The following is a 24,440-nucleotide window of genomic DNA, read 5'->3' on the forward strand; positions in this document are numbered from 1 at the left end:
TAACAGGCACAATTCGCATAAAGCCTTGGCATGCTGGAAAATAAATACTTCGCGAATGCCTCATATTATGAAACTTCATGTTGCATACTTTTATGAAGGATGCCAAAACGCCCATTGTTAATTCAGACGATTGTGAGTAAAAAATACACAAGCAAACCAGTTTTTTCCAATTAACAAATGAGTCTGAACAGAGCCTTTAGTCCACCCCTAAAAGCAGGCTTTTTTCTGTTCATTTATTTGTTTAAATAATCGCTTTTTAGCGAGGTTCATTTTGTCAGCTGCTTGATTGTCACTTACCTTGTAAGCCTCGTTATCAAGCATCTTAAAAGTTAGCGTATCTTTTAGGTAATCTTCACTCCGATCCAGTGATTTCAACTTTTCATAAGGCGTCATCATTTTATCATAGTGATATTGTTTTCTTTCTTTTCCCTTTTCATCGGTAAGGGTCGTTGGGAAATAGCAAGGACGATGATAGTTAATAAAGGGAATGAGGTGCTCTCTATTAAAAACATTAAGTTCATCAGCCCAATGCTGCTCTATATGACTATAACCAAAGATTTTACGCACGACTGAGGCATTTTTACTTCCCGCTAATGCATTATCATTGCTGTGCCTTGACCGTGACTTAGTGAGCTCAATATTGAGCTTGTTAAGCAGTTCAGCCACTTTGTGATTGATGTATTCGGAGCCATTATCCGCATGAAAACCCCTCATATTAAAGGGAAAAGTTTCAAGCATTTCGGTCAAAATGGGTAGCAAAAATTGTTCACTAATCCGCTCGCAAGATAAGACGACTTCATATTGAGTTACTTCATCGACGGCATTAATATGGTACACGCCTTTTATACCATCCTGATCGCCCTGATGTACCGTATCTATACGGATATAGCCAGGCTTACCTTCTGCTTTTGGTTTACGTCTTTCGCCAATGGCAACCTTCCTAGACTTGGTTTTATCAAAGGTTCTTCGTTGCTTCTGATAGCCCGCAGAGTGCCGTAAATTATAGAGATGTGAGACTGAAATATTGGCAATATTTTGATAGTCATCTTCATTAAAAATGCAGTAGGCTCGTTCACAAAGCTTTTTAATAACGGCGCCGCTTGGTGTGTCATATCGCTCATCCATTTCTGCTAATAACGCGACATCGGTTGCGCCGTATTTCTGTTTGAATCCTGGGGGCTTATGTACTTTCAGACATCTTGATTCGCTATCCTGAAAGAAATCCATTAAAACTTAAACTAGGCAATATAATTAAAGGGTTAGGGAATTATTGTCAAATGATTGATATTTTCAGCTAAAGAAATGAAAATGGTACTCATTTAGGTTAAACTAAGCCCTCATATCATACGAGGTATTCAATTAATGCAGCAACTCATGCTCCCAATAATTCCTCAGGGTACGACTATTATAAATGGTCAGGTCAGTGTTGATAACCGAAATGATGAGTGGTTTTATTTCCTCGGCGGTATCCCGATCTATTCTCACCAGGCTGACAATAAGAGATTATTTAGACTTCACACCTCTCAACTCATCAATACCGGTTCCTGTCGTTCAATCGATATTATTACAACCTTTGGTGTCTCTAAAAGTAGTGTTATGCGCTCATTAAGGCAACTACGAGAAAAAGGGGCTGATTCGTTTTTTGAACCTCGCCCGACTCGCAAGGGAGGACCACTCTTTACGCTTGAGGTTTTGCAGCAAGCTCAGGAATATCTGGATCAAGGTATGACGCCTAACGAAGCCGCTAAAGAATTAGGCATCCGGGCAGATACCTTTCGCAAGGCGATCAGTGATGGACGTTTAAAAAAAAGTCTGCCGCATCAATAGACCCCAATGATGGCAGTACCAAATCAGCCCGTGATATTATAGATGCCAATGCAGCCGATGTGCTTGGTACGGCCTGCACTCGAGTAGAAGAGCGAATCCAGGCTGCTTTGGGTGAGCAGGAAAAGGGAGCCTCAATCGAATTCGAATCCTGTTTAGATGTTCCTAAAGGCGGTGTGTTATGTGCATTGCCCGCGTTACTTGGCAATGGCTTATTAAATGACATTGAGCGCCACCTGGGCAAACTGACAGGTTACTATCAAACCTTTCATATTCTATTGCTACTCGCCTTTATGGGGCTATGTCGCATCAAAAATGCTGAACAACTTCGCGAGCATGCACCGGGTGAATTCGGAAAACTACTTGGCCTGGATCGGGCTCCCGAAGTGCGTTGTTTAAGATCCAAAGTAAAAGGACTGGCTGAACCAAAATCAGTCGAAAGCTGGGCGGCCGACCTCAGTCGACAATGGATGGAAAATGAACCAGAGGCAGCAGGAACACTCTACATAGATGGTCATGTCCGTGTCTATCATGGACACTTGACTAAACTTCCCAAACGGCATGTTTCACGCGAAAAACTCTGCTTACGGGGTATCACCGACTACTGGGTTAATGATGGTACGGGGCGTCCCTTCTTTGTCGTTGAAAAAACGGTGGATCCGGGCTTACTAAAAACGCTGGAAGAAGATATCGTCCCCCGATTACTCAAAGACATTCCGAATCAACCGAGTGCACAAGCATTACAGCAAAACAAACAAGCCTGTCGTTTTATCCTGGTGTTTGATAGAGAAGGCTATAGCCCCGCATTCTTTAGAAAGATGTGGGACAAGCATCGTGTCGCTTGCATGACCTATCATAAATTTCCCACCGAAAATTGGCCACTGGACAATTTTTCCAGTCAGGAGATCACCCTACCGAGTGGTGAAAAAGTCATCATGAAACTCGCCGAACGAGGCAGTCTGGTTGGAACTGGAAAACAGGCGATGTGGATGAGAGAAGTGCGCAAGTTGACTGATTCTGGTCACCAAACCAGTATTATTACCACAGCCTATGAACTAGAATTGACGGCTGTTTCTGGGCGAATGTTTAGCCGGTGGTGCCAAGAGAACTTTTTTAGATATATGAAGCACCACTATGGGCTAGATATGCTACAGGAGTATGGAATAGAGCCACTATCCGATACCCAAAAGGTGGTCAACCCTGATAGGCGCCAACAGGAAGGACAGCGTAATTCGATACAATCCAAACTCAATTACCGTCTATCTCGATTTGCAGCGATGGAACTTCATCCGGTGATTAAAAAAGATGAAACGGAAGATGTGAAATACAAGAAATGGGAAAGAAAACGAGCAGAATTACTCGAAGAAATAGAGCATTATGAAAATGAACTAAAAACCATCAAGGAAAAACTAAGCCAAACGCCCAAACACATTACCTGGCAAGAGTTGAGAGACGAAGATAAGTTCGAACAGCTTCTGCCAGGGAAAAAGCGGCTGATAGATACTGTCAACATGATCGCTTATCGGGCAGAAACAGCAATGGCCGCTCTGCTAACCTCACCGACAATCGACTTTCCGATGGCAAGGCAACTATTACAAACGCTGTTTGTGACAGAAGCAGATATATTACCCGATGAAGTAAAAAAACAACTTCGGATACGTGTGCATAGTACTTCCCGACCTGCAAGTAATAAAGCAATAGAAAAGTTATTTGAACAACTCAATCAAACGGAACTCAATTATCCAGGAACCGATCTGCGCTTAATTTATGAGCTGACTTCATCCGCAAAAAATTAGGAAATGGTCTCAAATTAGTTTCGTCTGAATCAAGATGTCTGACTTTATTGAGCTGCACAACACCTGTCTTTAGGTATTGGTTAATCAGTCGTGTTAGTTGCTGCCGAGAATAATCGGTTACTTGCAGTAAAAACCGAATCACAACCCCTTTTTGCCGTTTAGTGATGGCTCGGTAGTGAAACTGTTTTAAGGTAGATTGAATAAAGGCATAGCGCTCTTCCTTTTTACCTGGCAGGCTAAAGGCAACCGCTTGTGATCCCTCCAAAAATGATTGTAATTCTTCCGTATTTTTTAGTGCTTTAAGATTCATGATGGCTTTCATTCCTTCATCATGAACAGATTATCTGGTTTTGTCAGTTTAGACTCATTCTATATTAGAATACGAGGTTACTTTCAGACTCATTTCGTATTGGAGAAGGCTAAACCTTGCTACATATAATCTTTATACCTAAATCCTGCAAGCATTATACATAATAATCCACAAAACTCCTTATTAAACAATGATATAATATCATTTTCCTGATTTCACTATCTCATTGTTTTAATGAAGCCCTCTAAAGTATCAAAATCCTCATCTCACGTAAGAAACCGTACCCGAACGGTAAAAATGACATCTACAGCACATGGATTGACAAGCCAGGCGGGACTGATTCCCGTCGTGAAATATTTAGACAGGATAGGTTTTGAAAAAACCGTAAAACAAAGCGTTCCACATCGGCGGGGTGAAAATGCAGACCATCACTTATCTGATGTGGTTCTATTGACGTTGGTTGGCATGATGGGGGGAGCAACATCAATGGCAAAGGTGACGACCGTATGGGCAGATAGCGTACTGCGCAAAGTAGCTGGCTGGATAAAGATTCCTGTTGAAACCACAATTTTACGGATCTTTAAAGAAGTAAGTGATAGGCAGATAAGCCAGTTTGAAACGCTCACGCATACTTTGCGTGGTCAACACTGGCGGCGATTGCTTCGTTCCGGAAAATCGAAAACTGGCATACAATCCGTCCAGTGGGTCGATGTCGATTCAACTGTGGACACCGTTTGTGGTCGACAAGAAGGAAGTGCCAAAGGCTTCAACCCCAAAAAGAAAGGTGCCCGTTCATACCATCCACAACTCGCTTTTCTAGCGGAAACAAAAGAAATTTTACAAGCCTGGTTCCGGACAGGCAATGCCTTTACAAGCAATGGTGTTGTAGAATTTACCAAACAGTTACTTGCACACTTGCCCAATCGGATGCGCATTATTTTTCGCGGTGACAGTGGTTATTTTGTCGGTGATTTGCTTGAATTTCTCGATACCAGAGGGCATGGGTATCTAATAAAGGTTAAACTTAAGAATTTGAACGCATTGCTGGCCAAACAGGCCTGGACAGCCATACAAGGCCGACCCGGTTGGGAGCAGAGCGAGTTTCAATATCGTTGTGGTGGCTGGTCTCGCTCTCGTCAGTTTGTCGCGGTCAGGATAAAGCAACCTAAACAAGTGACAGGACCTCAGTCCGAGCTTTGGGATACGGCAGAATATGACTATTTTTGTTATGTAACAACTGAACCTCTATCGCCTTGGCAAACACATAAGAAGTATGGTGAACGAGCGACGTGCGAAACATGGATTGAAGAAGCAAAATCACAAATGGGTTTAGGTAAAATCAGAACGAATCAATTTCTGGCTAATGCCGCATTATTTCATTGCGCCGTTCTTGCCTACAATACCGTGCGCTGGATGGCTCAATTGAGTGGCAACAAAACGTTGTGCCAATGGGAGCCGGATACACTTCGTACTTATCTGATTCGGGTGGCTGGAAAATTACTCACAGGCAATAATCAGCTGAGAGTCAGAACACCTGCAGGTCCGCTCTATCCACAGGAATGGGATGATTGGGTTAAGGTGGGGTTACTCGCTTAACATTAACCGAAGTTAAGTCACTTTGATTAAAAGGTCATGGCACGTTGGCAGGGTGTTTATTGCCTTGGGCTCGGGGGATATCCATACGATACAAAAAATTTCCTCTATTTATGATTTAAATCTGGATATTTTGATCGGTTGGACAAAGAGGGCTGGCAAAGCGGCAGTAAAAACCTAATAACCACTTAGCTAGACAGGTTAATGAGAGTCAAAATATGGGCTTGCAGGATTTAGGTTATACAATAAAATAGTGAAGGATTGAGACGAGTCGAAATCCAGCGTTCTATTATTTAACACAAGTCTCCCTCCTTGCTCCATTGAAAACCTTGAGGATCAAGTATCAATAAAGCTCAAGAGAGACAGGACACCTAAACGACGATGACTACTCAACAAAATACAGACATAGCGCTTAATATTGCTCGAACGCGATTAACTGTCCTGGCATTCAATCTGACCATTATTGCGTTAATGCTTTCAATGACCGCATCGAGTAGATTGAATTCTAATTTCAATCATCTAGAGCATTTGAACAGTACTGTTGCTTTATTTCTAGGTTTTTTTCTAACCATTCTGGGGATTTTCTGGCTGCTATCTTCGCAGGATCTGGATGCCCAGGGCTTAAGTCGCCCCTTACCCTTTACCTTTGGAGCCGTCACCTGCTATCTTGCGCTTTCGCAGACTCTCACAGCCTTTATGCACGAGTATTTGATTGGGGTCGAATCAGTGATTAAAACTGCGTTGTCTATACATGCCGCAAACACTGGCTCTTTATCCTTTTCTGAAGACAACCTAATATTGGTATTAGTTTTTATCGGAGGTGCTATCTGGAGCCTGACAACCTATATAGCGCCGATAATGATTAGCTACAAAAGCCCAATTACCCAACAGCAACGACGGTGGGTTGTCGGTTACTATTTAGCACTGCAGATTCCCATTTACTGGGTCTATGCGCAAGTCTGGAATATACAATATGCTGCAACGGATCCACCTTTGAACAGTCTACATATTTTCGCTCTGCAATTTTTTCAACCCTTACTTTGGTTTTGAATTTAGCTGAGACAATCGTCATATATTTTTCTTTATGTGTTTATGTGAAAATAGTGAGTTGAAATTGAACTTTCTATAATATTATCATACATATAGAAACAACAATTGACTTTTAAAACCATGAAAATTGTTAGCAAAACGATTCAAATTTATTTGGACTACCTATAAAAGTAAGTAACCATTATTTTTCTAATATTTGTGAATTATTTCATTAAATTACTTATTTCTCTCAATCCATATATCCCGTGGCTTAAGTAGCCAACCATGATAAAGAAAATATGGAACTAAATTTCAGGGTTTAATAAAATATTAGGATAATTTTGATCGACTACTTACATTAAAATTGCAAAAATCTTTTTTACTGATGATCTATTAACTTTATGCGTCTAATATATATTGGGTTTCTGTTCACATTACTGACTGCTTGCTTCAACCCTAAAATGATGATTGATAAGCGGTCTGCCATGGAACAAGAACTGACACGCGGTGCAATTTTTCGAGCAGTAAATCAACTACCGATCATTAAAGAGGCGCTTGATGGTCGCTGGAAAATCGAGCTGGCATCCGCTAACAGGACCGATGATAGCTGGACGCGTACCCAACTGCGCCAACACCTCACTAAATTAGGTGCCAATATCTCAACCATAGCCTCAGACAACCTTCCCGTCATTGAAGCAGTCGTACAATTCGCGGGCACCGACATTGATTCTTTCATACTAGGAATTCCCATTCCAGGTACCATGGGTGAATCGTCCATCAGTTTCTATCATGATAATGGTCAACGTGGTCGCGCCCGAATTTACCTCAACTTTTGGACAAGCGAGGGCAAACTACTCGCGACATCGCCCGCCTTTTCCGGGGAAACGCATTACACTGATATAACCTTTCTTATTTTTATCGGTCCGTTTAGCTTCACCGACCTTAATGATGTACATACCTATGGACGGCTGATAGAACATTTTGAAGATAAATGGGATCGTAGCGTACGCGTAATGACAAAACCCGATGAAACAACAGTTGATACCTGGGTCACTCCAAAGAACACTAGGAAACCTTATTCATGGTCAACTTATATTCAATATTGAGGTCTACAATGGCTATCAATACTGAGTAGAACAAAGCGAGGTGGCTGCCTTATAATTTTACCTTCTAAGTAACAAAAACATAAACACTTGTTTTATATGGTTTTGTTATTTGTAGCTGGTTGGCTTTCTGGCAAAGCTTAAAATGCTGATTACCCATAACCCTCAGCTATTCTTATACACCCTGCGTTTTACCTAAAATACAAACCAACTCAGAGAAAAAGGTGAACCAATGAAAATTACCAATAAATCTTTACTGAAAGACAAGGCTTATGTAAATGGCACATGGGTTGAGGCCGATGATGGAACTACCTTTGATGTGCTTAATCCAGCAACAGGTGAGATACTTGCCACCTTGCCTGATCTTGGAGTCGCTGAGACTAGTCGCGCAATTGCAGCGGCTAATAAGGCGTGGGAGACCTGGAAATCGAAAACGGGTAAACAACGCGCGGGGATTCTGCGTAAGCTGTTTGACCTGATGATGGATAACCAGGAAGACCTGGCACAAATCCTCACGGCTGAATGTGGCAAGCCTTTAGCTGAAGCACGCGGAGAAATTGCATATGGCGCTTCCTTTATAGAATGGTTTGGAGAAGAGGCGAAGCGAGCTTATGGCGAGTTGATACCAGCGACACAGATTAACCGTCGCATTGTGGTGACCAAGCAGGCAATCGGCGTTTGTGCGGCGATCACGCCGTGGAATTTCCCCAATGCCATGATCACACGCAAGATTGGCCCAGCGTTAGCAGCGGGTTGCCCAGTCATCCTAAAACCAGCAGCCGAAACACCTCTATCGGCGCTTGCTATTGCGGAACTCGCCGAACAGGCTGGCATCCCTGCAGGAATATTCTCGGTCGTGACCTCAGCTGATGGCGTAAAAATTGGCGCTGAATTAACAGCGAACCCCATTATAAGAAAAATAAGCTTCACCGGTTCTACTGCTGTGGGTAAAATTTTGATGCGCCAGAGTGCAGACACTGTCAAGAAATTGTCATTGGAATTAGGCGGCAATGCCCCCTTTATTGTTTTTGATGATGCGGATCTGGATGCGGCCGTTGCTGGAGCAATGGCGAGCAAATACAGAAATTCTGGCCAGACATGTGTTTGCGTCAATCGCTTCCTGGTACAGGATGGCATTTACGATGCCTTTGTTGAAAAATTAATGGCTGCAGTTAAAAAACTTAAGGTAGGTAATGGTGCTGATGAAGGCGTTACCCAGGGACCACTTATCAATCTAGCGGGTGTGGAAAAAATTGCTGCTCATGTTGCAGATGCATTGAGTAAAGGGGGACGTGTCGTCACAGGTGGTCAACCCCATGCACTGGGTCGCTTTTTCTATGAACCCACCATTATTGCCGATGTCACACCCGAGATGAAGGTGGCCAGGGAAGAAACTTTTGGCCCTCTTGCCCCGGTGTTCCGCTTTAAAACCGAAGAAGAAGCCATAACCATGGCCAATGACACAGAATTTGGCCTGGCATCTTATTTCTACACCCGTGATATTGGACGGGTCTGGCGTGTGGGTGAAGCACTGGAATATGGCATCGTCGGCATTAATGAAGGTATTATCTCGACCGAGGTCGCTCCCTTTGGCTGCGTGAAAGAATCAGGTCTAGGTCGTGAAGGCTCCCACTATGGGCTAGATGATTACCTGGAAATTAAATATATGTGTATGGGCGGTATTTAAAATGCCAAAAACAAGGATAAAAATATGACTAAAAATGCTGATCTATTAGCGCGCCGGCAAGCGGCTGTTGCACCCGGTGTTGCATCTGCGACCACTGTCTTTGCTGCAACAGCACTCAATGCTGAAATCTGGGATGCTGATGGTAAACGCTATCTTGATTTTGCTATGGGTATCGCAGTTTGTAATACCGGCCATTGCCATCCAAAGGTGATAGCGGCAGCAAAAGCCCAGTGTGACAACTTCACCCATACTGCTTTTCAGGTATCCCCTTATGAGCCCTATATAGCGCTGTGTGAAAAATTGAATGCAATCGCACCGATTAAGGATGCGAAGTCGGTACTTTTTTCTACCGGTGCTGAGGCCGTTGAAAATGCGGTGAAAATTGCACGGGTCCACACAGGCCATCAGGGCGTTATCGCTTTTCGCGGTGCTTTTCATGGTCGTACAGCACTGACCAGCACACTCACGGGAAAGATTGTACCTTATCGAGCAGGTGGCGGTGTTGGCATGGCAAATGTCTTCCATGCACCCTTTCCTATTGCGCATCATGGTATCTCTGTGGATGATGCTATGGCAGGTCTGGCAACGATCTTTAAAACAGAAATTCAGACATCTTGATTCGCTATCCTGAAAGAAATCCATTAAAACTTAAACTAGGCAATATAATTAAAGGGTTAGGGAATTATTGTCAAATGATTGATATTTTCAGCTAAAGAAATGAAAATGGTACTCATTTAGGTTAAACTAAGCCCTCATATCATACGAGGTATTCAATTAATGCAGCAACTCATGCTCCCAATAATTCCTCAGGGTACGACTATTATAAATGGTCAGGTCAGTGTTGATAACCGAAATGATGAGTGGTTTTATTTCCTCGGCGGTATCCCGATCTATTCTCACCAGGCTGACAATAAGAGATTATTTAGACTTCACACCTCTCAACTCATCAATACCGGTTCCTGTCGTTCAATCGATATTATTACAACCTTTGGTGTCTCTAAAAGTAGTGTTATGCGCTCATTAAGGCAACTACGAGAAAAAGGGGCTGATTCGTTTTTTGAACCTCGCCCGACTCGCAAGGGAGGACCACTCTTTACGCTTGAGGTTTTGCAGCAAGCTCAGGAATATCTGGATCAAGGTATGACGCCTAACGAAGCCGCTAAAGAATTAGGCATCCGGGCAGATACCTTTCGCAAGGCGATCAGTGATGGACGTTTAAAAAAAAGTCTGCCGCATCAATAGACCCCAATGATGGCAGTACCAAATCAGCCCGTGATATTATAGATGCCAATGCAGCCGATGTGCTTGGTACGGCCTGCACTCGAGTAGAAGAGCGAATCCAGGCGGCTTTGGGTGAGCAGGAAAAGGGAGCCTCAATCGAATTCGAATCCTGTTTAGATGTTCCTAAAGGCGGTGTGTTATGTGCATTGCCCGCGTTACTTAGCAATGGCTTATTAAATGACATTGAGCACCACCTTGGCAAACTGACAGGTTATTATCAAACCTTTCATATCCTATTGCTACTCGCCTTTATGGGACTATGTCGCATCAAAAATGCCGAACAACTTCGCGAGCATGCACCGGGTGAATTCGGCAAACTACTTGGCCTGGATCGGGTTCCCGAAGTGCGCTGTTTAAGAACCAAAGTAAAAGGACTGTCTGATCCAGAATCAGTTGAAAGCTGGGCGGCCGACCTCAGTCGACAATGGATGGAAAATGAACCAGAGGCAGCAGGAACACTCTACATAGATGGTCATGTCCGTGTCTATCATGGACACTTGACTAAACTTCCCAAACGGCATGTTTCACGCGAAAAACTCTGCTTACGGGGTATCACCGACTACTGGGTTAATGATGGTACGGGGCGTCCCTTCTTTGTCGTTGAAAAAACGGTGGATCCGGGCTTACTAAAAACGCTGGAAGAAGATATCGTCCCCCGATTACTCAAAGACATTCCGAATCAACCGAGTGCACAAGCATTACAGCAAAACAAACAAGCCTGTCGTTTTATCCTGGTGTTTGATAGAGAAGGCTATAGCCCCGCATTCTTTAGAAAGATGTGGGACAAGCATCGTGTCGCTTGCATGACCTATCATAAATTTCCCACCGAAAATTGGCCACTGGACAATTTTTCCAGTCAGGAGATCACCCTACCGAGTGGTGAAAAAGTCATCATGAAACTCGCCGAACGAGGCAGTCTGGTTGGAACCAAAAAACAGGCGATGTGGATGAGAGAAGTGCGCAAGTTGACTGATTCTGGTCACCAAACCAGTATTATTACCACAGCCTATGAACTAGAGTTGACGGCTGTTTCTGGGCGAATGTTTAGCCGGTGGTGCCAAGAGAACTTTTTTAGATATATGAAGCGCCACTATGGGCTAGATATGCTACAGGAGTATGGAATAGAGCCACTATCCGATACCCAAAAGGTGGTCAACCCTGATAGGCGCCAACAGGAAGGACAGCGTAATTCGATACAATCCAAACTCAATTACCGTCTATCTCGATTTGCAGCGATGGAACTTCATCCGGTGATTAAAAAAGATGAAACGGAAGATGTGAAATACAAGAAATGGGAAAGAAAACGAGCAGAATTACTCGAAGAAATAGAGCATTATGAAAATGAACTAAAAACCATCAAGGAAAAACTAAGCCAAACGCCCAAACACATTACCTGGCAAGAGTTGAGAGACGAAGATAAGTTCGAACAGCTTCTGCCAGGGAAAAAGCGGCTGATAGATACTGTCAACATGATCGCTTATCGGGCAGAAACAGCAATGGCCGCTCTGCTAACCTCACCGACAATCGACTTTCCGATGGCAAGGCAACTATTACAAACGCTGTTTGTGACAGAAGCAGATATATTACCCGATGAAGTAAAAAAACAACTTCGGATACGTGTGCATAGTACTTCCCGACCTGCAAGTAATAAAGCAATAGAAAAGTTATTTGAACAACTCAATCAAACGGAACTCAATTATCCAGGAACCGATCTGCGCTTAATTTATGAGCTGACTTCATCCGCAAAAAATTAGGAAATGGTCTCAAATTAGTTTCGTCTGAATCAAGATGTCTGAAATTGAAGCTCAAGATGTGGCGGCCATCATTCTGGAACCTGTACAAGGAGAAGGAGGTTTCTATCAGGCGCCAAATGACTTTATGCAAAGGTTACGCGCCCTATGCGATGATCATGGCATCATGCTGATTTGTGATGAAATACAAACTGGGTTTGGCCGCACAGGTAAGCTGTTTGCATCTGAGCATAGTGGTATTGAGCCTGATTTGATAACGGTTGCCAAAGCGATGGGAGGTGGTTTTCCTGTCTCTGGTGTGATCGGCAAGGCTGCTGTCATAGATAGCACCAAACCAGGAGGACTAGGAGGCACGTATGGCGGTAACCCTGTTGCCTGTGCGGCAGCTCTGGCAACGATAGCTGCGATTGAAGATGAAGGCTTGGTAGAGCGTAGTGTAAATCTGGGTAAGCGTCTGGTTGAACGTTTGAATGAAATTAAGGCTCGTGATGACGTGCCAGCCATTGGTAATGTGCGCGGTGTAGGTTGCATGGTGGCATTTGAGCTGGTAAAAGAACGCGGCGGCAATGAGCCTAACCCGGTTCTGATTGGTAAATTAACCGCTAAAGTAGCCGAGAAAGGCTTGATCCTGCTTTCCTGTGGTTATTTTGCGAATACGATACGTATCCTTGTCCCGCTTACAATTCCAGAGGCACATCTGGAAGAAGGATTAAATATTCTGGAAGCCGCGTTGATTGAGATTGCTTAAAAACATTAGAGTACCTCGTTTGCTCTAGCGTCACTGCCATTAAGTTAAGGATTCATTATCTCATAATCAGTGAATGACACTGTAGGCTGGGTTACGTTATCTGCACTTCGCTTGCTAAGCTAACCCAGCCTACAATGTAACATGTTGTTTATTATTATTTTATCCCTTAACTTAATGGCAATGATGCACCAGAGACTATGAAAGTATTCAGCCTACCCGTGCGGTATAATATTAGCCTCTCCAAAGTCTATTTTCTAAGCAAAATGTCCTTACGCCGATACCAAAAAAGTTTAAACCGCCAACAGGAAATGTTATTACCTTCACGGGTCGAAGACTATGTGAGTGATAAAAACACGGTTCGAGCAATAGATACTTATGTTGACACCAGGGTTAATTTGTTCATATTCTAAACCTTATGCGGCACAAGGCCTCCTGGTATTTTTTGTAATTTTCAAATAGTCTAAAACAGCTCTGGTATTCTTATTGAGTTGCCTCATTTTCTTTGAAATCCCTTTCTCAACTTTTGATTTTATTAATCCGATAGCAAAGCGCCTAAGACGGGTCATGTTCTCAGGGCCATAACCGGTACGAATTGTTGAGCGATCTTCATCAAAAACCCAGTCAATAATATAATGACTGACTTCAATAGACCAGTGACCTCGAACTTTATATAAGATGGTTTTCGGATCTGCGTCTTTTTTTGTTCTGCTGGTCACACCGTAAGCGGTCGCAAGTGATGTTTTCCCACTTTTCTTGTCCGTTATTTCTCGTTCTATGCGATAAACCTGGGCAACATGAGGGAATAATACATACTCACTTAATTCCGATGTGACCCAGATTCTACGAATCTCAATTCGTCCGTGCCCGACAGACACTTTGTCTTCATAATCTGCCAAACGGCTATCATTTGAAAAGTAGGTGGTAATATCATCAAGCAGTGTCGGCTGGTTTCCTTTGACACTAAAATAATAATGCGCTTTTCGTTGTTCTACTAAATAACGCGCGAATTCAGTCTGGGTGTGCAAAGCATCGCTGGTGATATCTTTATTTTCAATCGGTAGTGTATCTAATAATTTCGGAGCAAATGTTATTTCATTGGTTTGCTTAACTTCATCCGACCCATCTCCAACAGGCAAAGTACCTACTTTTTTTGGGCGTAGCAAATTCCTGTGGTATGCCCAACAGCACTCATTATTTGTGTTTGGCGCCCTGATTCATCAATCGCATTACACATGACTTTGCCATCTATTGCGAGTGAGTTGTCATCCTGGGCATAGGCTTTGTTCCAGGCATTAAAGGCTGCGTCAAGTTCATTCGGGTCTACTCTTACTAAGATATTTCTAAAAATGCTTAGGCTTGGAATCACATAACGGCCTTTATCATAACGGCAACGAAAATGCGCTCTGGACTTTTGAGATAAGCTTTCAGCCCAGTCAAAAATAGATTCATAGCTCCTCATGCCGCATAACACAGCTCCAGCGGCTATTCCCAGAACAGTCTGTATTCTATGGCGTCGCCCTTGGGCTCTACGGGGATCATTAATTTCCTTGAAGAAATCCGGTAATGAACGCATTTGATGACGCGTTATTTTCATTTTTACCTCACCTAATAAAAAATGATGACTTAATATAGTGTGAGATAAAACAGATTGTGCTCGACGATGAAGTGGCTTAACGAAAATCAGCTTTTTGTGCTCTGTTTGAGCAGAGTAACCGTCTGTTACCCTGCGAAACCCTTTCGTGTAACCAATAGCCTGCCAGTTACTGGCTCGATAAACACCTCCATGAAATCGCTTTGGATCGACAAAGGTCTCGACCAACAAAATAGGGTGTCCATACTTTTCAACCCAATCATTGGATAAGCGTTTAAGGCACAGTGAAAGGAGGCGTGATCCTAGGTTTTTATCATGCCTCGTCGGTAATATCAAAAAACGGCTGTTGTTGGCAATCAGTTTTAAGCGGCCCGTTTGGTGGCGATAACTCCATCCTATCCAGCTATCACGAGCCGCACACTTTAATGCGGCGGCCGAAAAGCTGATCAGTGCAATCCATTCTGTTTCAGAATAGGCCACATACCAAAGGGTTTCACCAATTTTTGGAATAGCACCTAAGTAATGCTGGGCCTCCATCAAATCCTGATATTTTGGTTCTTCTTGCTTTAAAATGGGCCTGACTGATATTTGGTTGAGTTGCATCGTTTTATCTCAAGAAACTGGATAGAAACTATACATGCTTTTCATGGGTTTGTTCATCTTGGGGTGTAACTCATTACCATGCTTAGGGAGATGGAAAGAAATAATCATCCAAACGAAGTAAGCTTGTGTCTCAATAATTTATAATAATGAATTCTGAATTTATTCTCACACTAGGCAGATAAGCTTGTTGATATTAACAGATAGCATTATAGGTTGGATTATAAATACAGCCCATCGTTTAAAAGGCTCGGTACGTCGTATATTCATGGCTGAAACGGTGGAGCTACTAGGCTCAGGTGGTGCAAGTATTGCTGAAGAAAAACTAGGATGGAATAGAGGCACTATCCGAAAAGGACAATATGAACTTGAAACTCAGCCCATAGAAGATAATTTTTCAGCGAGAGGGCGTAATAAAAGTGAAGAGCATTTTCCTCATCTACTTGATGACATAAAAAAAATTGCTGAACCGGAGTGTCAAACGGATCCCTCTTTTAATTCCTGTCGATTATATACCCGGCTAACGGCTAAAGAAGTTAGAAAACGTTTACTGGAGATTGATTATTACGATGAAAAAACATTACCTTGCTCAAAAACTATCAATACAAAATTAAATGACCTGAGTTACCATCCAAAAAAGGTACAAAAAACAAAGCCTCATAAGAAAATCAAGGAAACGGATGCAATTTTTGAACAAGTTCATTCAGTCAATGGAATGGCAGATATCAACCCAAAAGAGATTCGTATATCAATTGATGCCAAAGCAAGAATGAATATAGGAAATTTTTCACGGGGAGGACGAAATCGGGTTTTAACAAAAGCAGAGGATCATGATTTAGATGTTAAGGAAAAGTTAACTCCTTTTGGTTTTTATCTGCCTGAACATGATGATTTTTTCCTTTTCTTTACAGCAGGCTATGCCAGCAGTGATTTCATCGTTGACCGATTGGAAGAAATTTGGCCAGAAATTCAAGAAAAATATGGAGTAGATATTCTGACAATTAACGCTGACAATGGTATGGAGAACAGTAGCTCCAGAACTCAGTTTATAAAAAGGCTTGTGGAGTTTGCTGAAAAAAGCAACATAAAGATAAAACTGGCCTACTACCCTCCTTATCATAGTAAATATAACCCAATTGAACGAGTATGGGGAGCCTATGAAAATCATATTAGTGGCGACATAATGGATACAGTTGAAACAACTTTAAAATTTGCCAAAAGTATGACCTACAATGGCAAAGCACCTATTGTTAAATTAACAGAAAAAATATATGAAACAGGAGTAAAGGTAGGTAAAAAAGCAATGAAGACGTATTATCAGTTTGTTGACCGAATGCCATCGTTGGAGAAATGGTTTTTGACCATTTCTCCTGGTTGTTCTGGATGATTATTTCTTTCCATCTCCCTTACCCTTTATAGCTAGAACAAATTAGCCGTGATGTTGACACACTGAACTTACAATCCATCGGATATACTCATACACAAGAAGTCATAATTGCAGGTCAACCTGCAGTACTTATCAGGGAAACTTTTCTAAGCAACCGTCTGATTTCAAGAACTACTTAACCTTGCTGTGTCGATGTGATAAAACAAACACTGTTAATTCGAGTCTTTGAGAGTAAAATGCACAAGCATACCTTGTTAAATATAATCTTCTTGCAAAAAAACAATCGTTTTTTAATATTATTAGTCTCATTAGTCCTGTTTTTTGCATGTTATCCCATCGTCCAAAATTATCCACTCGCATCATTGGTTTTAAATGTGTTTTCTATGCTACCTAAATCCTGCAAGCCCATATTTTGACTCTCATTAACCTGTCTAGCTAAGTGGTTATTAGGTTTTTACTGCCGCTTTGCCAGCCCTCTTTGTCCAACCGATCAAAATATCCAGATTTAAATCATAAATAGAGGAAATTTTTTGTATCGTATGGATATCCCCCGAGCCCAAGGCAATAAACACCCTGCCAACGTGCCATGACCTTTTAATCAAAGTGACTTAACTTCGGTTAATGTTAAGCGAGTAACCCCACCTTAACCCAATCATCCCATTCCTGTGGATAGAGCGGATCTGCAGGTGTTCTGACTCTCAGCTGATTATTGCCTGTGAGTAATTTTCCAGCCACCCGAATCAGATAAGTACGAAGTGTATCCGGCTCCCATTGGCACAACGTTTTGTTGCCACTCAATTGAGCCATCCAGCGCACGGTATTGTAGGCAAGAACGGCGCAATGAAATAATGCGGCATTAGCCAGAAATTGATTCGTTCTGATTTTACCTAAACCCATTTGTGATTTTGCTTCTTCAATCCATGTTTCGCACGTCGCTCGTTCACCATACTTCTTATGTGTTTGCCAAGGCGATAGAGGTTCAGTTGTTACATAACAAAAATAGTCATATTCTGCCGTATCCCAAAGCTCGGACTGAGGTCCTGTCACTTGTTTAGGTTGCTTTATCCTGACCGCGACAAACTGACGAGAGCGAGACCAGCCACCACAACGATATTGAAACTCGCTCTGCTCCCAACCGGGTCGGCCTTGTATGGCTGTCCAGGCCTGTTTGGCCAGCAATGCGTTCAAATTCTTAAGTTTAACCTTTATTAGATACCCATGCCCTCTGGTATCGAGAAATTCAAGCAAATCACCGACAAAATAACCACTGTCACCGCGAAAAATAATGCGCATCCGATTGGGCAAGTGTGCAAGTAACTGTTTGGTAAATTCTACAACACCATTGCTTGTAAAGGCATTGCCTGTCCGGAACCAGGCTTGTAAAATTTCTTTTGTTTCCGCTAGAAAAGCGAGTTGTGGATGGTATGAACGGGCACCTTTCTTTTTGGGGTTGAAGCCTTTGGCACTTCCTTCTTGTCGACCACAAACGGTGTCCACAGTTGAATCGACATCGACCCACTGGACGGATTGTATGCCAGTTTTCGATTTTCCGGAACGAAGCAATCGCCGCCAGTGTTGACCACGCAAAGTATGCGTGAGCGTTTCAAACTGGCTTATCTGCCTATCACTTACTTCTTTAAAGATCCGTAAAATTGTGGTTTCAACAGGAATCTTTATCCAGCCAGCTACTTTGCGCAGTACGCTATCTGCCCATACGGTCGTCACCTTTGCCATTGATGTTGCTCCCCCCATCATGCCAACCAACGTCAATAGAACCACATCAGATAAGTGATGGTCTGCATTTTCACCCCGCCGATGTGGAACGCTTTGTTTTACGGTTTTTTCAAAACCTATCCTGTCTAAATATTTCACGACGGGAATCAGTCCCGCCTGGCTTGTCAATCCATGTGCTGTAGATGTCATTTTTACCGTTCGGGTACGGTTTCTTACGTGAGATGAGGATTTTGATACTTTAGAGGGCTTCATTAAAACAATGAGATAGTGAAATCAGGAAAATGATATTATATCATTGTTTAATAAGGAGTTTTGTGGATTATTATGTATAATGCTTGCAGGATTTAGGTGCTAATTATATTATCCGGTGTGTTAGCGATCTCCGATACTCGACGCCCCTTGTTTATCAGTATAGGCCTGGCATTTTTAGCCGTCGCATTACGCTGGATTCACTATTTCTATCAGCTCGATTTATGGTTTCTCTTAGAGAACATTACTAATATCCTGTTCTGGATTTATATTGCGGTGTATTTACTCAAGTTTATTCTCCATCAGCACATTATTACCGCTGAATTAATTTATGCAGCCATAGCGGTCTACTTTATTTTTGGCCTGGCATGGGCAGGTACCTATCAGTTATTAGAAATCAGTGCCCCACATTCTTTTGCACTGTCTAACAGCGCTGCCAACGAACAAAATTTTATTTTCCAGATGTGGTATTTCAGTATGGTTACTCTGACTACGCTAGGCTATGGTGATATTACCCCTTCTACTATGTTAGCTCGAGTATTTGTAGTATTAGAAGCTATTATGGGGCAATTTTAGGGAGATGGAAAGAAATAATCATCCAAACGAAGTAAGCTTGTGTCTCAATAATTTATAATAATGAATTCTGAATTTATTCTCACACTAGGCAGATAAGCTTGTTGATATTAACAGATAGCATTATAGGTTGGATTATAAATACAGCCCATCGTTTAAAAGGCTCGGTACGTCGTATATTCATGGCTGAAACGGTGGAGCTACTAGGCTCAGGTGGTGCAAGTATTGCTGAAGAAAAACTAGGATGGAATAGAGGCACTATCCGAAAAGGACAATATGAACTTGAAACTCAGCCCATAGAAGATAATTTTTCAGCGAGAGGGCGTAATAAAAGTGAAGAGCATTTTCCTCATCTACTTGATGACATAAAAAAAATTGCTGAACCGGAGTGTCAAACGGATCCCTCTTTTAATTCCTGTCGATTATATACCCGGCTAACGGCTAAAGAAGTTAGAAAACGTTTACTGGAGATTGATTATTACGATGAAAAAACATTACCTTGCTCAAAAACTATCAATACAAAATTAAATGACCTGAGTTACCATCCAAAAAAGGTACAAAAAACAAAGCCTCATAAGAAAATCAAGGAAACGGATGCAATTTTTGAACAAGTTCATTCAGTCAATGGAATGGCAGATATCAACCCAAAAGAGATTCGTATATCAATTGATGCCAAAGCAAGAATGAATATAGGAAATTTTTCACGGGGAGGACGAAATCGGGTTTTAACAAAAGCAGAGGATCATGATTTAGATGTTAAGGAAAAGTTAACTCCTTTTGGTTTTTATCTGCCTGAACATGATGATTTTTTCCTTTTCTTTACAGCAGGCTATGCCAGCAGTGATTTCATCGTTGACCGATTGGAAGAAATTTGGCCAGAAATTCAAGAAAAATATGGAGTAGATATTCTGACAATTAACGCTGACAATGGTATGGAGAACAGTAGCTCCAGAACTCAGTTTATAAAAAGGCTTGTGGAGTTTGCTGAAAAAAGCAACATAAAGATAAAACTGGCCTACTACCCTCCTTATCATAGTAAATATAACCCAATTGAACGAGTATGGGGAGCCTATGAAAATCATATTAGTGGCGACATAATGGATACAGTTGAAACAACTTTAAAATTTGCCAAAAGTATGACCTACAATGGCAAAGCACCTATTGTTAAATTAACAGAAAAAATATATGAAACAGGAGTAAAGGTAGGTAAAAAAGCAATGAAGACGTATTATCAGTTTGTTGACCGAATGCCATCGTTGGAGAAATGGTTTTTGACCATTTCTCCTGGTTGTTCTGGATGATTATTTCTTTCCATCTCCCTTACCTTGCCATATTAATTGCTAACCTGGTTGGCAGACGTATTGCTCAGGACAGACAATAATAACGTGCTTCTAATAATTAGGATTTTTGTTCGAGTTCAAGGCGAATGTTTTTCGAGAACCGCAGAAAACCATTCAACCTAAAAACCGCAGTTGAACGCTATAAAGCACTCTAAGTATTTGAATATAACACTAATGATCGTAACAACTTACCACCTGTTGGGTAAACAGCCCCTGCTTTACGGTCAGAATACCTGATCTCGACATAATGAAATCAAAAGCATAGTAATTCATCACAGATAATAAGGTGAGACTAAAATAGGTAGGATGCTGCTGAGGAACGAAGCGCATCTATCGCGAATGATGCGCTTCGTTCCTCAGCAGCATCCTACGAACCGTAATAAGTATCATACTGTTTTCAGAGAGATCAGCTTATCTGACGGTTTTGTGAATAAATCTGAGCACGAAATACTGCGTTACAGCTATTGCCAAGGACTACGGCCATTGCCTGCTAGCTGTACCTTGTCTTTCGCGCTCAGAGTTTCCACAACAACGTGCTCAACTGCGGTTTCTAGGTTCAACGCTGAAATCGGGCAAAAAGACCATTATCCTAGAAAACTCAGTCGTATTATTCTAAGCCAGGGGACGCAGTAATACGGAAAGCGGAAGTAATGCTCCAATAAGCTGTGATTATTCAGCGCACGGGAAAATGACTTCCGACACGATGTAGTGTATGGGGTTATCTGTTTTCTTAACCATTATTGTCATCGTTGGCTGAGTTAAGCCCATCGTTACCAGACAGCGTACACCGGGGCGAATATCGAGGAGATGTATGGTCATGGCATCCTCAGAAGTATGCACGCTATCAATAGATAATGAATAGCCGCCACTAAAACGAAGACCCAGGCCTCCCGCTATCACCTGATAATGATTAAAATCTAGTTTTGGTGCAACAGGTGCCTTACCGATCGGATAGCTTACGGCAGCCGTAGTCGCATAAAAATATGCCTCCCATTCCTGCTGGTTTTTAATAACCTTTACCCAGGGTTTTTCATTATCTAGGTCATTAGGCATCAAAAGCACTGTATGCGAAAAAATATCGGCTGAATAGACGGGCATTAAACCGGCTATCAGCAAAGCAATAAAAACTAAAATTTTATCCAATAGCTTTTTCATTTTCAGTCCTCCTTAAACCTAAATAAAACTACTCTGGCGCACAATTGCAAATACCTCTTAAAACTTAGGATATATAACTAATAATACTAGGACAATAGCTAGTCAAGGAAAGTAGAAATTAGTCATAGGCTAAGTCCAATCCGCAAAACATTTTACATTTATTCATGCCCTGTCTTCGTGGTAGATTACTTTACTTTGGATCTACTTGAGACTTTAGCGGGCTTGAAACGCGCCTTGTTTAACAAAGCCCTGATACAGATGTTCTGCAAAGCGGTCAAACGTGGTATTTGAACCAGCAGATGAAAACGGAATTGCGGGGAAAAATAATAGCCAGGTTGTGGTGTTGACATTATCGGCAATTTTCACCCTGTATTTTTCCCCTGTTTTGACTTCTGTCAGCTCATAACTTAGTTCATAAGAAGTTTCTATCGTCGCAGGTATTATGAGAAAAGTTAATGCACTGATGATTTTCATAAAAGTACTGGACGAGTCTTGTTGACTCCCCTGCAGCAGCAGACTGTATTGTGTATTTGCTAAGACATTAGCATTTTCATCAGAGCTAAAGTCACTGATATACCCCTGCTCTTTCCAGTTCTGGATGATTTTATCGTTAATGATTTTCCCTGCGGCGGCTGCAGCCGTCAGCGTACTATCCTCATCAAACTGGGCAGTAAAGGCACCGACACTGATTTGAATTACTGGAGATATTACCGGCTTGATGGGCTCAAGGTCGGTTAATTGATCACCTGAAAATGTCATACAGCCATGCAGTGAACTTAGCAGCAGCCCGGCAATACAGAATTTAAAAAGCTGGTTCACGATAGTGATGCCATTTGCTATAACAGCATCACAATGCTTCAACTGATTTGCTTTCAATGTGCCTGTTAAAATGAGAAATGGGTGGTCGCCTGAATGCGATTTGCCACACCGACATCATAATTTACGTTTCTACGTTGACCCCATAAATACTCTAACCCTATATCAACCTGCTTGAAAGGACTCCAGACCAGATTACCGGCAGCATACAAAGTTCGATTCAGATCGTCGGCAGTCAGGTCGCTATTATTATCCATATTGACCCAGCCGAATACAGCATTGGAGCGAATGGTATCTGTCCACCAGTGCTGGTATGCGCCAAATCCTTGAAAGGCATTGATGGTTCTTAGATCTCCGTTAGTAGAAAAAAGCGCATCATCATAGCCATCATTATTATAACTACCCGTCCCTGCGCCATAGACTATCTGAAATTTAACATTGTCTTTAGGGTGCAGTAGAGGCACTTTGACGTCTCCCGAAACTTGCAAACCCCAGCCAAATGCAGTTCCTGAATGATAAGTGCCGTGTTTGTCGGTACCATCGCCTCTGAGAAAACGGCCAAGAAATGCAGATTTCACATGACCCCAGTCTTCGTGCCATGACAATGCAACAACTGAATCTGGCCAGCCAGTCGTGTTATTACCATCGGTAATAGTGTAGCCAGGATTTTCTAAAGCCACTGAGAATAAATAAGCATCGCTGTAATCACGCGACCATCTAACCAAAGGTTGACGGTTTTGTTGTGAACCGTTGGGTCCTTCAAAATCCATAGTCTCGGGTAAAACATCCACATCATCCCAGGTAGACCACGCTTGACCGACACGCAGGTTGCCGCCAAAAACAAAATCATCTAATTATGCCCAGCCCTGACGGAAGCGAAATTCTGGAGAGGCTGAAGTCGTGTTGCCGGCAAGGTCAAAGGAAAAGAAAGTAGTGAGTTGGCCTACACTTAAAGGTGTTGCTGAGCTGAAAAATAGCCGCGAAGTATTAGCGGTAAAAGTAGTTCGCTTATCGGGTACACCACTGGGTTGACCATTGACGACAATATCCTTGGCGACGAATTTGTAGGGACTCTCGATAGCGTTAAAATCATGGATAAACGATGCTCTGATAAATCCACCAATCGTTAACGCTGTATCCACTTTTGGTACCTTGATAGTGGTTCCTTTCCCTTTATAACGAAACATTTCCTGAGATAGATTAACACCCATATTTTGCGTCACTCTTTTAACGCTTTCAATTGGCAGTTTCACAGCGGTTACGGCAACTTTTTCGGTACCCTCAACGATAGTTTCTGCCGTTCCTTCAACTTGTTTTATGACACTTGTAGGATGCTCCACCGTCCCTTCGACCATCTGCTCAACACTTTTAACCTCTTTTTTGGCAACATCCTTGGTCGTAGCCACAGATTTTTTTACAACGCCCGTTGAATCTTTGGCTGTACCTTGTGTTGCTTGCTGTGTCGCTTTTGCAGCGGCTGCCTGCTGGTTGAGCTGTCGTTGCATTTCCTGTATCAGGGTCTGTTGCTGCTGCATCATTTTCTGCTGCTGCTCTAACTGCCGTGCCAATGTCTCTAGTTGCTGTTGTACCGAAGTCTCATCAGCCATGCTAATGGCAGGCGCTAGTCCCAATAGCCCTAAAGACAGGCTAAAAAAAATCAGCTTTAATTTGTATAACATCGCTTGTATTAACTGACTCCATCCAGTTATACCGTGCTTTGCTAAATTAAAAGATAGCCATAATTTTGTAATATCCCAGTTCTTCTTAATCATAATAATCTCTTGTTGTTGCCGTGCTGACCACGCTCCTAAGCAACTTTTCCAGCGCAAGGAGCTTGAGATCAGGAGCTTGTGTTTACTGTTAATCTCCTCAT

The 24,440-nt window shown here is 42.2% G+C and carries 21 protein-coding genes and 1 pseudogene; 13 read left to right on the top strand and 9 right to left on the bottom strand.

Annotated elements, in window-relative coordinates:
* Positions 1-207 precede the first annotated feature (207 nt).
* Complete coding sequence (locus tag ACQY3F_RS12425) at positions 208-1,227, bottom strand: hypothetical protein (RefSeq protein ID WP_428355179.1); 1,020 nt, start codon at positions 1,225-1,227, stop codon at positions 208-210.
* Between the two features lie 135 nt (positions 1,228-1,362).
* On the opposite strand from ACQY3F_RS12425, the gene ACQY3F_RS12430 reads away from it, so the two are divergent.
* Both ACQY3F_RS12430 and ACQY3F_RS12435 read left to right on the top strand, forming a co-directional pair.
* Positions 1,363-1,827 carry a hypothetical protein gene (locus tag ACQY3F_RS12430; protein WP_428353027.1) on the top strand — a complete coding sequence of 155 codons (465 nt, stop codon included), beginning with the start codon at positions 1,363-1,365 and terminating at the stop codon, positions 1,825-1,827.
* Positions 1,828-1,886: 59 nt separating this feature from the next.
* Positions 1,887-3,620, top strand: coding sequence for a putative transposase (locus ACQY3F_RS12435; protein WP_428355181.1), 1,734 nt, complete (start codon positions 1,887-1,889; stop codon positions 3,618-3,620).
* Here the strand turns inward: ACQY3F_RS12435 and ACQY3F_RS12440 are convergent.
* Entirely contained in the window at positions 3,559-3,930 is a 372-nt protein-coding gene (locus ACQY3F_RS12440; protein WP_428355182.1) for a hypothetical protein, read from the bottom strand. The two genes, ACQY3F_RS12435 and ACQY3F_RS12440, sit on opposite strands and share 62 nt — an antisense overlap.
* Positions 3,931-4,164: 234 nt before the next feature.
* On the opposite strand from ACQY3F_RS12440, the gene ACQY3F_RS12445 reads away from it, so the two are divergent.
* From ACQY3F_RS12445 to ACQY3F_RS12480, 8 genes are all read left to right on the top strand, one after another.
* On the top strand, positions 4,165-5,526 hold the full coding sequence (locus ACQY3F_RS12445; protein ID WP_428352976.1) for an IS1380 family transposase: 1,362 nt from the start codon (positions 4,165-4,167) through the stop codon (positions 5,524-5,526).
* A 495-nt stretch (positions 5,527-6,021) separates the two neighbouring features.
* The gene (locus tag ACQY3F_RS12450; RefSeq protein WP_428355183.1) at positions 6,022-6,573 is read left to right on the top strand and encodes a hypothetical protein; all 552 of its coding nucleotides are present in this window, start codon (positions 6,022-6,024) and stop codon (positions 6,571-6,573) included.
* A 440-nt stretch (positions 6,574-7,013) separates the two neighbouring features.
* Positions 7,014-7,658: a hypothetical protein gene (locus ACQY3F_RS12455; RefSeq protein ID WP_428355184.1), complete on the top strand. Its 645-nt coding sequence runs from the start codon at positions 7,014-7,016 to the stop codon at positions 7,656-7,658.
* A gap of 229 nt (positions 7,659-7,887) precedes the next feature.
* The gene (locus ACQY3F_RS12460) at positions 7,888-9,342 is read left to right on the top strand and encodes an NAD-dependent succinate-semialdehyde dehydrogenase (RefSeq protein WP_428355185.1); all 1,455 of its coding nucleotides are present in this window, start codon (positions 7,888-7,890) and stop codon (positions 9,340-9,342) included.
* A gap of 24 nt (positions 9,343-9,366) precedes the next feature.
* The gene (locus ACQY3F_RS12465; RefSeq protein ID WP_428355186.1) at positions 9,367-9,960 is read left to right on the top strand and encodes an aminotransferase class III-fold pyridoxal phosphate-dependent enzyme; all 594 of its coding nucleotides are present in this window, start codon (positions 9,367-9,369) and stop codon (positions 9,958-9,960) included.
* A 159-nt stretch (positions 9,961-10,119) separates the two neighbouring features.
* Positions 10,120-10,584 carry a hypothetical protein gene (locus tag ACQY3F_RS12470; protein ID WP_428353027.1) on the top strand — a complete coding sequence of 155 codons (465 nt, stop codon included), beginning with the start codon at positions 10,120-10,122 and terminating at the stop codon, positions 10,582-10,584.
* Positions 10,585-10,643: 59 nt separating this feature from the next.
* Positions 10,644-12,377: a putative transposase gene (locus ACQY3F_RS12475; RefSeq protein ID WP_428355188.1), complete on the top strand. Its 1,734-nt coding sequence runs from the start codon at positions 10,644-10,646 to the stop codon at positions 12,375-12,377.
* 34 nt (positions 12,378-12,411) lie between these two features.
* Positions 12,412-13,122, top strand: coding sequence for an aminotransferase class III-fold pyridoxal phosphate-dependent enzyme (locus ACQY3F_RS12480; protein WP_428355189.1), 711 nt, complete (start codon positions 12,412-12,414; stop codon positions 13,120-13,122).
* 413 nt (positions 13,123-13,535) lie between these two features.
* Here the strand turns inward: ACQY3F_RS12480 and ACQY3F_RS12485 are convergent, their stop codons facing one another.
* The gene (locus ACQY3F_RS12485; RefSeq protein ID WP_428353157.1) at positions 13,536-14,285 is read right to left on the bottom strand and encodes an ISAs1 family transposase; all 750 of its coding nucleotides are present in this window, start codon (positions 14,283-14,285) and stop codon (positions 13,536-13,538) included.
* A complete protein-coding gene (locus ACQY3F_RS12490) occupies positions 14,264-15,316 on the bottom strand; it encodes a Druantia anti-phage system protein DruA (RefSeq protein WP_428353913.1) in 1,053 nt (350 codons plus the stop codon). The genes ACQY3F_RS12485 and ACQY3F_RS12490 overlap by 22 nt, the downstream gene beginning before the upstream one ends.
* Before the next feature lie 187 nt (positions 15,317-15,503).
* Here ACQY3F_RS12490 and ACQY3F_RS12495 point away from each other — a divergent pair, with 187 nt between their 5' ends.
* A complete protein-coding gene (locus tag ACQY3F_RS12495) occupies positions 15,504-16,700 on the top strand; it encodes an ISAzo13 family transposase (RefSeq protein WP_428352931.1) in 1,197 nt (398 codons plus the stop codon).
* A gap of 624 nt (positions 16,701-17,324) precedes the next feature.
* On the opposite strand, the gene ACQY3F_RS12500 is transcribed toward ACQY3F_RS12495, so the two are convergent.
* Positions 17,325-18,686, bottom strand: a complete 1,362-nt coding sequence (locus ACQY3F_RS12500; protein WP_428352972.1) for an IS1380 family transposase — start codon at positions 18,684-18,686, stop codon at positions 17,325-17,327.
* 96 nt (positions 18,687-18,782) lie between these two features.
* Here ACQY3F_RS12500 and ACQY3F_RS12505 point away from each other — a divergent pair, with 96 nt between their 5' ends.
* Complete coding sequence (locus ACQY3F_RS12505) at positions 18,783-19,259, top strand: ion channel (protein WP_428355191.1); 477 nt, start codon at positions 18,783-18,785, stop codon at positions 19,257-19,259.
* A gap of 101 nt (positions 19,260-19,360) precedes the next feature.
* Positions 19,361-20,557 carry an ISAzo13 family transposase gene (locus tag ACQY3F_RS12510; protein ID WP_428352931.1) on the top strand — a complete coding sequence of 399 codons (1,197 nt, stop codon included), beginning with the start codon at positions 19,361-19,363 and terminating at the stop codon, positions 20,555-20,557.
* Between the two features lie 708 nt (positions 20,558-21,265).
* On the opposite strand, the gene ACQY3F_RS12515 is transcribed toward ACQY3F_RS12510, so the two are convergent.
* From ACQY3F_RS12515 to ACQY3F_RS12530, 4 genes and pseudogenes are all read right to left on the bottom strand, one after another.
* Positions 21,266-21,751, bottom strand: a complete 486-nt coding sequence (locus ACQY3F_RS12515; protein WP_428355192.1) for a protease complex subunit PrcB family protein — start codon at positions 21,749-21,751, stop codon at positions 21,266-21,268.
* Positions 21,752-21,964: 213 nt separating this feature from the next.
* The gene (locus ACQY3F_RS12520) at positions 21,965-22,612 is read right to left on the bottom strand and encodes a hypothetical protein (RefSeq protein ID WP_428355193.1); all 648 of its coding nucleotides are present in this window, start codon (positions 22,610-22,612) and stop codon (positions 21,965-21,967) included.
* A gap of 23 nt (positions 22,613-22,635) precedes the next feature.
* Positions 22,636-23,397: pseudogene (locus ACQY3F_RS12525) on the bottom strand (DcaP family trimeric outer membrane transporter); the annotation flags it as partial.
* A 24-nt stretch (positions 23,398-23,421) separates the two neighbouring features.
* Positions 23,422-24,339 carry a hypothetical protein gene (locus tag ACQY3F_RS12530; RefSeq protein WP_428355194.1) on the bottom strand — a complete coding sequence of 306 codons (918 nt, stop codon included), beginning with the start codon at positions 24,337-24,339 and terminating at the stop codon, positions 23,422-23,424.
* Positions 24,340-24,440 lie beyond the last annotated feature (101 nt).

Origin of the sequence: Methyloprofundus sp., assembly GCF_965251085.1 — a bacterium.
Taxonomy (GTDB): Bacteria; Pseudomonadota; Gammaproteobacteria; order Methylococcales; family Methylomonadaceae; genus Methyloprofundus.

Coding starts and splice junctions, on each gene's coding strand:
- ACQY3F_RS12425 (WP_428355179.1), bottom strand. CDS start 1,227: ATGGATTTCTTTCAGGATAGCGAATCAAGATGTCTGAAAGTACATAAG.
- ACQY3F_RS12430 (WP_428353027.1), top strand. CDS start 1,363: ATGCAGCAACTCATGCTCCCAATAATTCCTCAGGGTACGACTATTATA.
- ACQY3F_RS12440 (WP_428355182.1), bottom strand. CDS start 3,930: ATGAATCTTAAAGCACTAAAAAATACGGAAGAATTACAATCATTTTTG.
- ACQY3F_RS12445 (WP_428352976.1), top strand. CDS start 4,165: ATGAAGCCCTCTAAAGTATCAAAATCCTCATCTCACGTAAGAAACCGT.
- ACQY3F_RS12455 (WP_428355184.1), top strand. CDS start 7,014: ATGATGATTGATAAGCGGTCTGCCATGGAACAAGAACTGACACGCGGT.
- ACQY3F_RS12460 (WP_428355185.1), top strand. CDS start 7,888: ATGAAAATTACCAATAAATCTTTACTGAAAGACAAGGCTTATGTAAAT.
- ACQY3F_RS12465 (WP_428355186.1), top strand. CDS start 9,367: ATGACTAAAAATGCTGATCTATTAGCGCGCCGGCAAGCGGCTGTTGCA.
- ACQY3F_RS12470 (WP_428353027.1), top strand. CDS start 10,120: ATGCAGCAACTCATGCTCCCAATAATTCCTCAGGGTACGACTATTATA.
- ACQY3F_RS12480 (WP_428355189.1), top strand. CDS start 12,412: ATGTCTGAAATTGAAGCTCAAGATGTGGCGGCCATCATTCTGGAACCT.
- ACQY3F_RS12490 (WP_428353913.1), bottom strand. CDS start 15,316: ATGCAACTCAACCAAATATCAGTCAGGCCCATTTTAAAGCAAGAAGAA.
- ACQY3F_RS12500 (WP_428352972.1), bottom strand. CDS start 18,686: ATGAAGCCCTCTAAAGTATCAAAATCCTCATCTCACGTAAGAAACCGT.
- ACQY3F_RS12515 (WP_428355192.1), bottom strand. CDS start 21,751: ATGAAAAAGCTATTGGATAAAATTTTAGTTTTTATTGCTTTGCTGATA.
- ACQY3F_RS12530 (WP_428355194.1), bottom strand. CDS start 24,339: ATGATTAAGAAGAACTGGGATATTACAAAATTATGGCTATCTTTTAAT.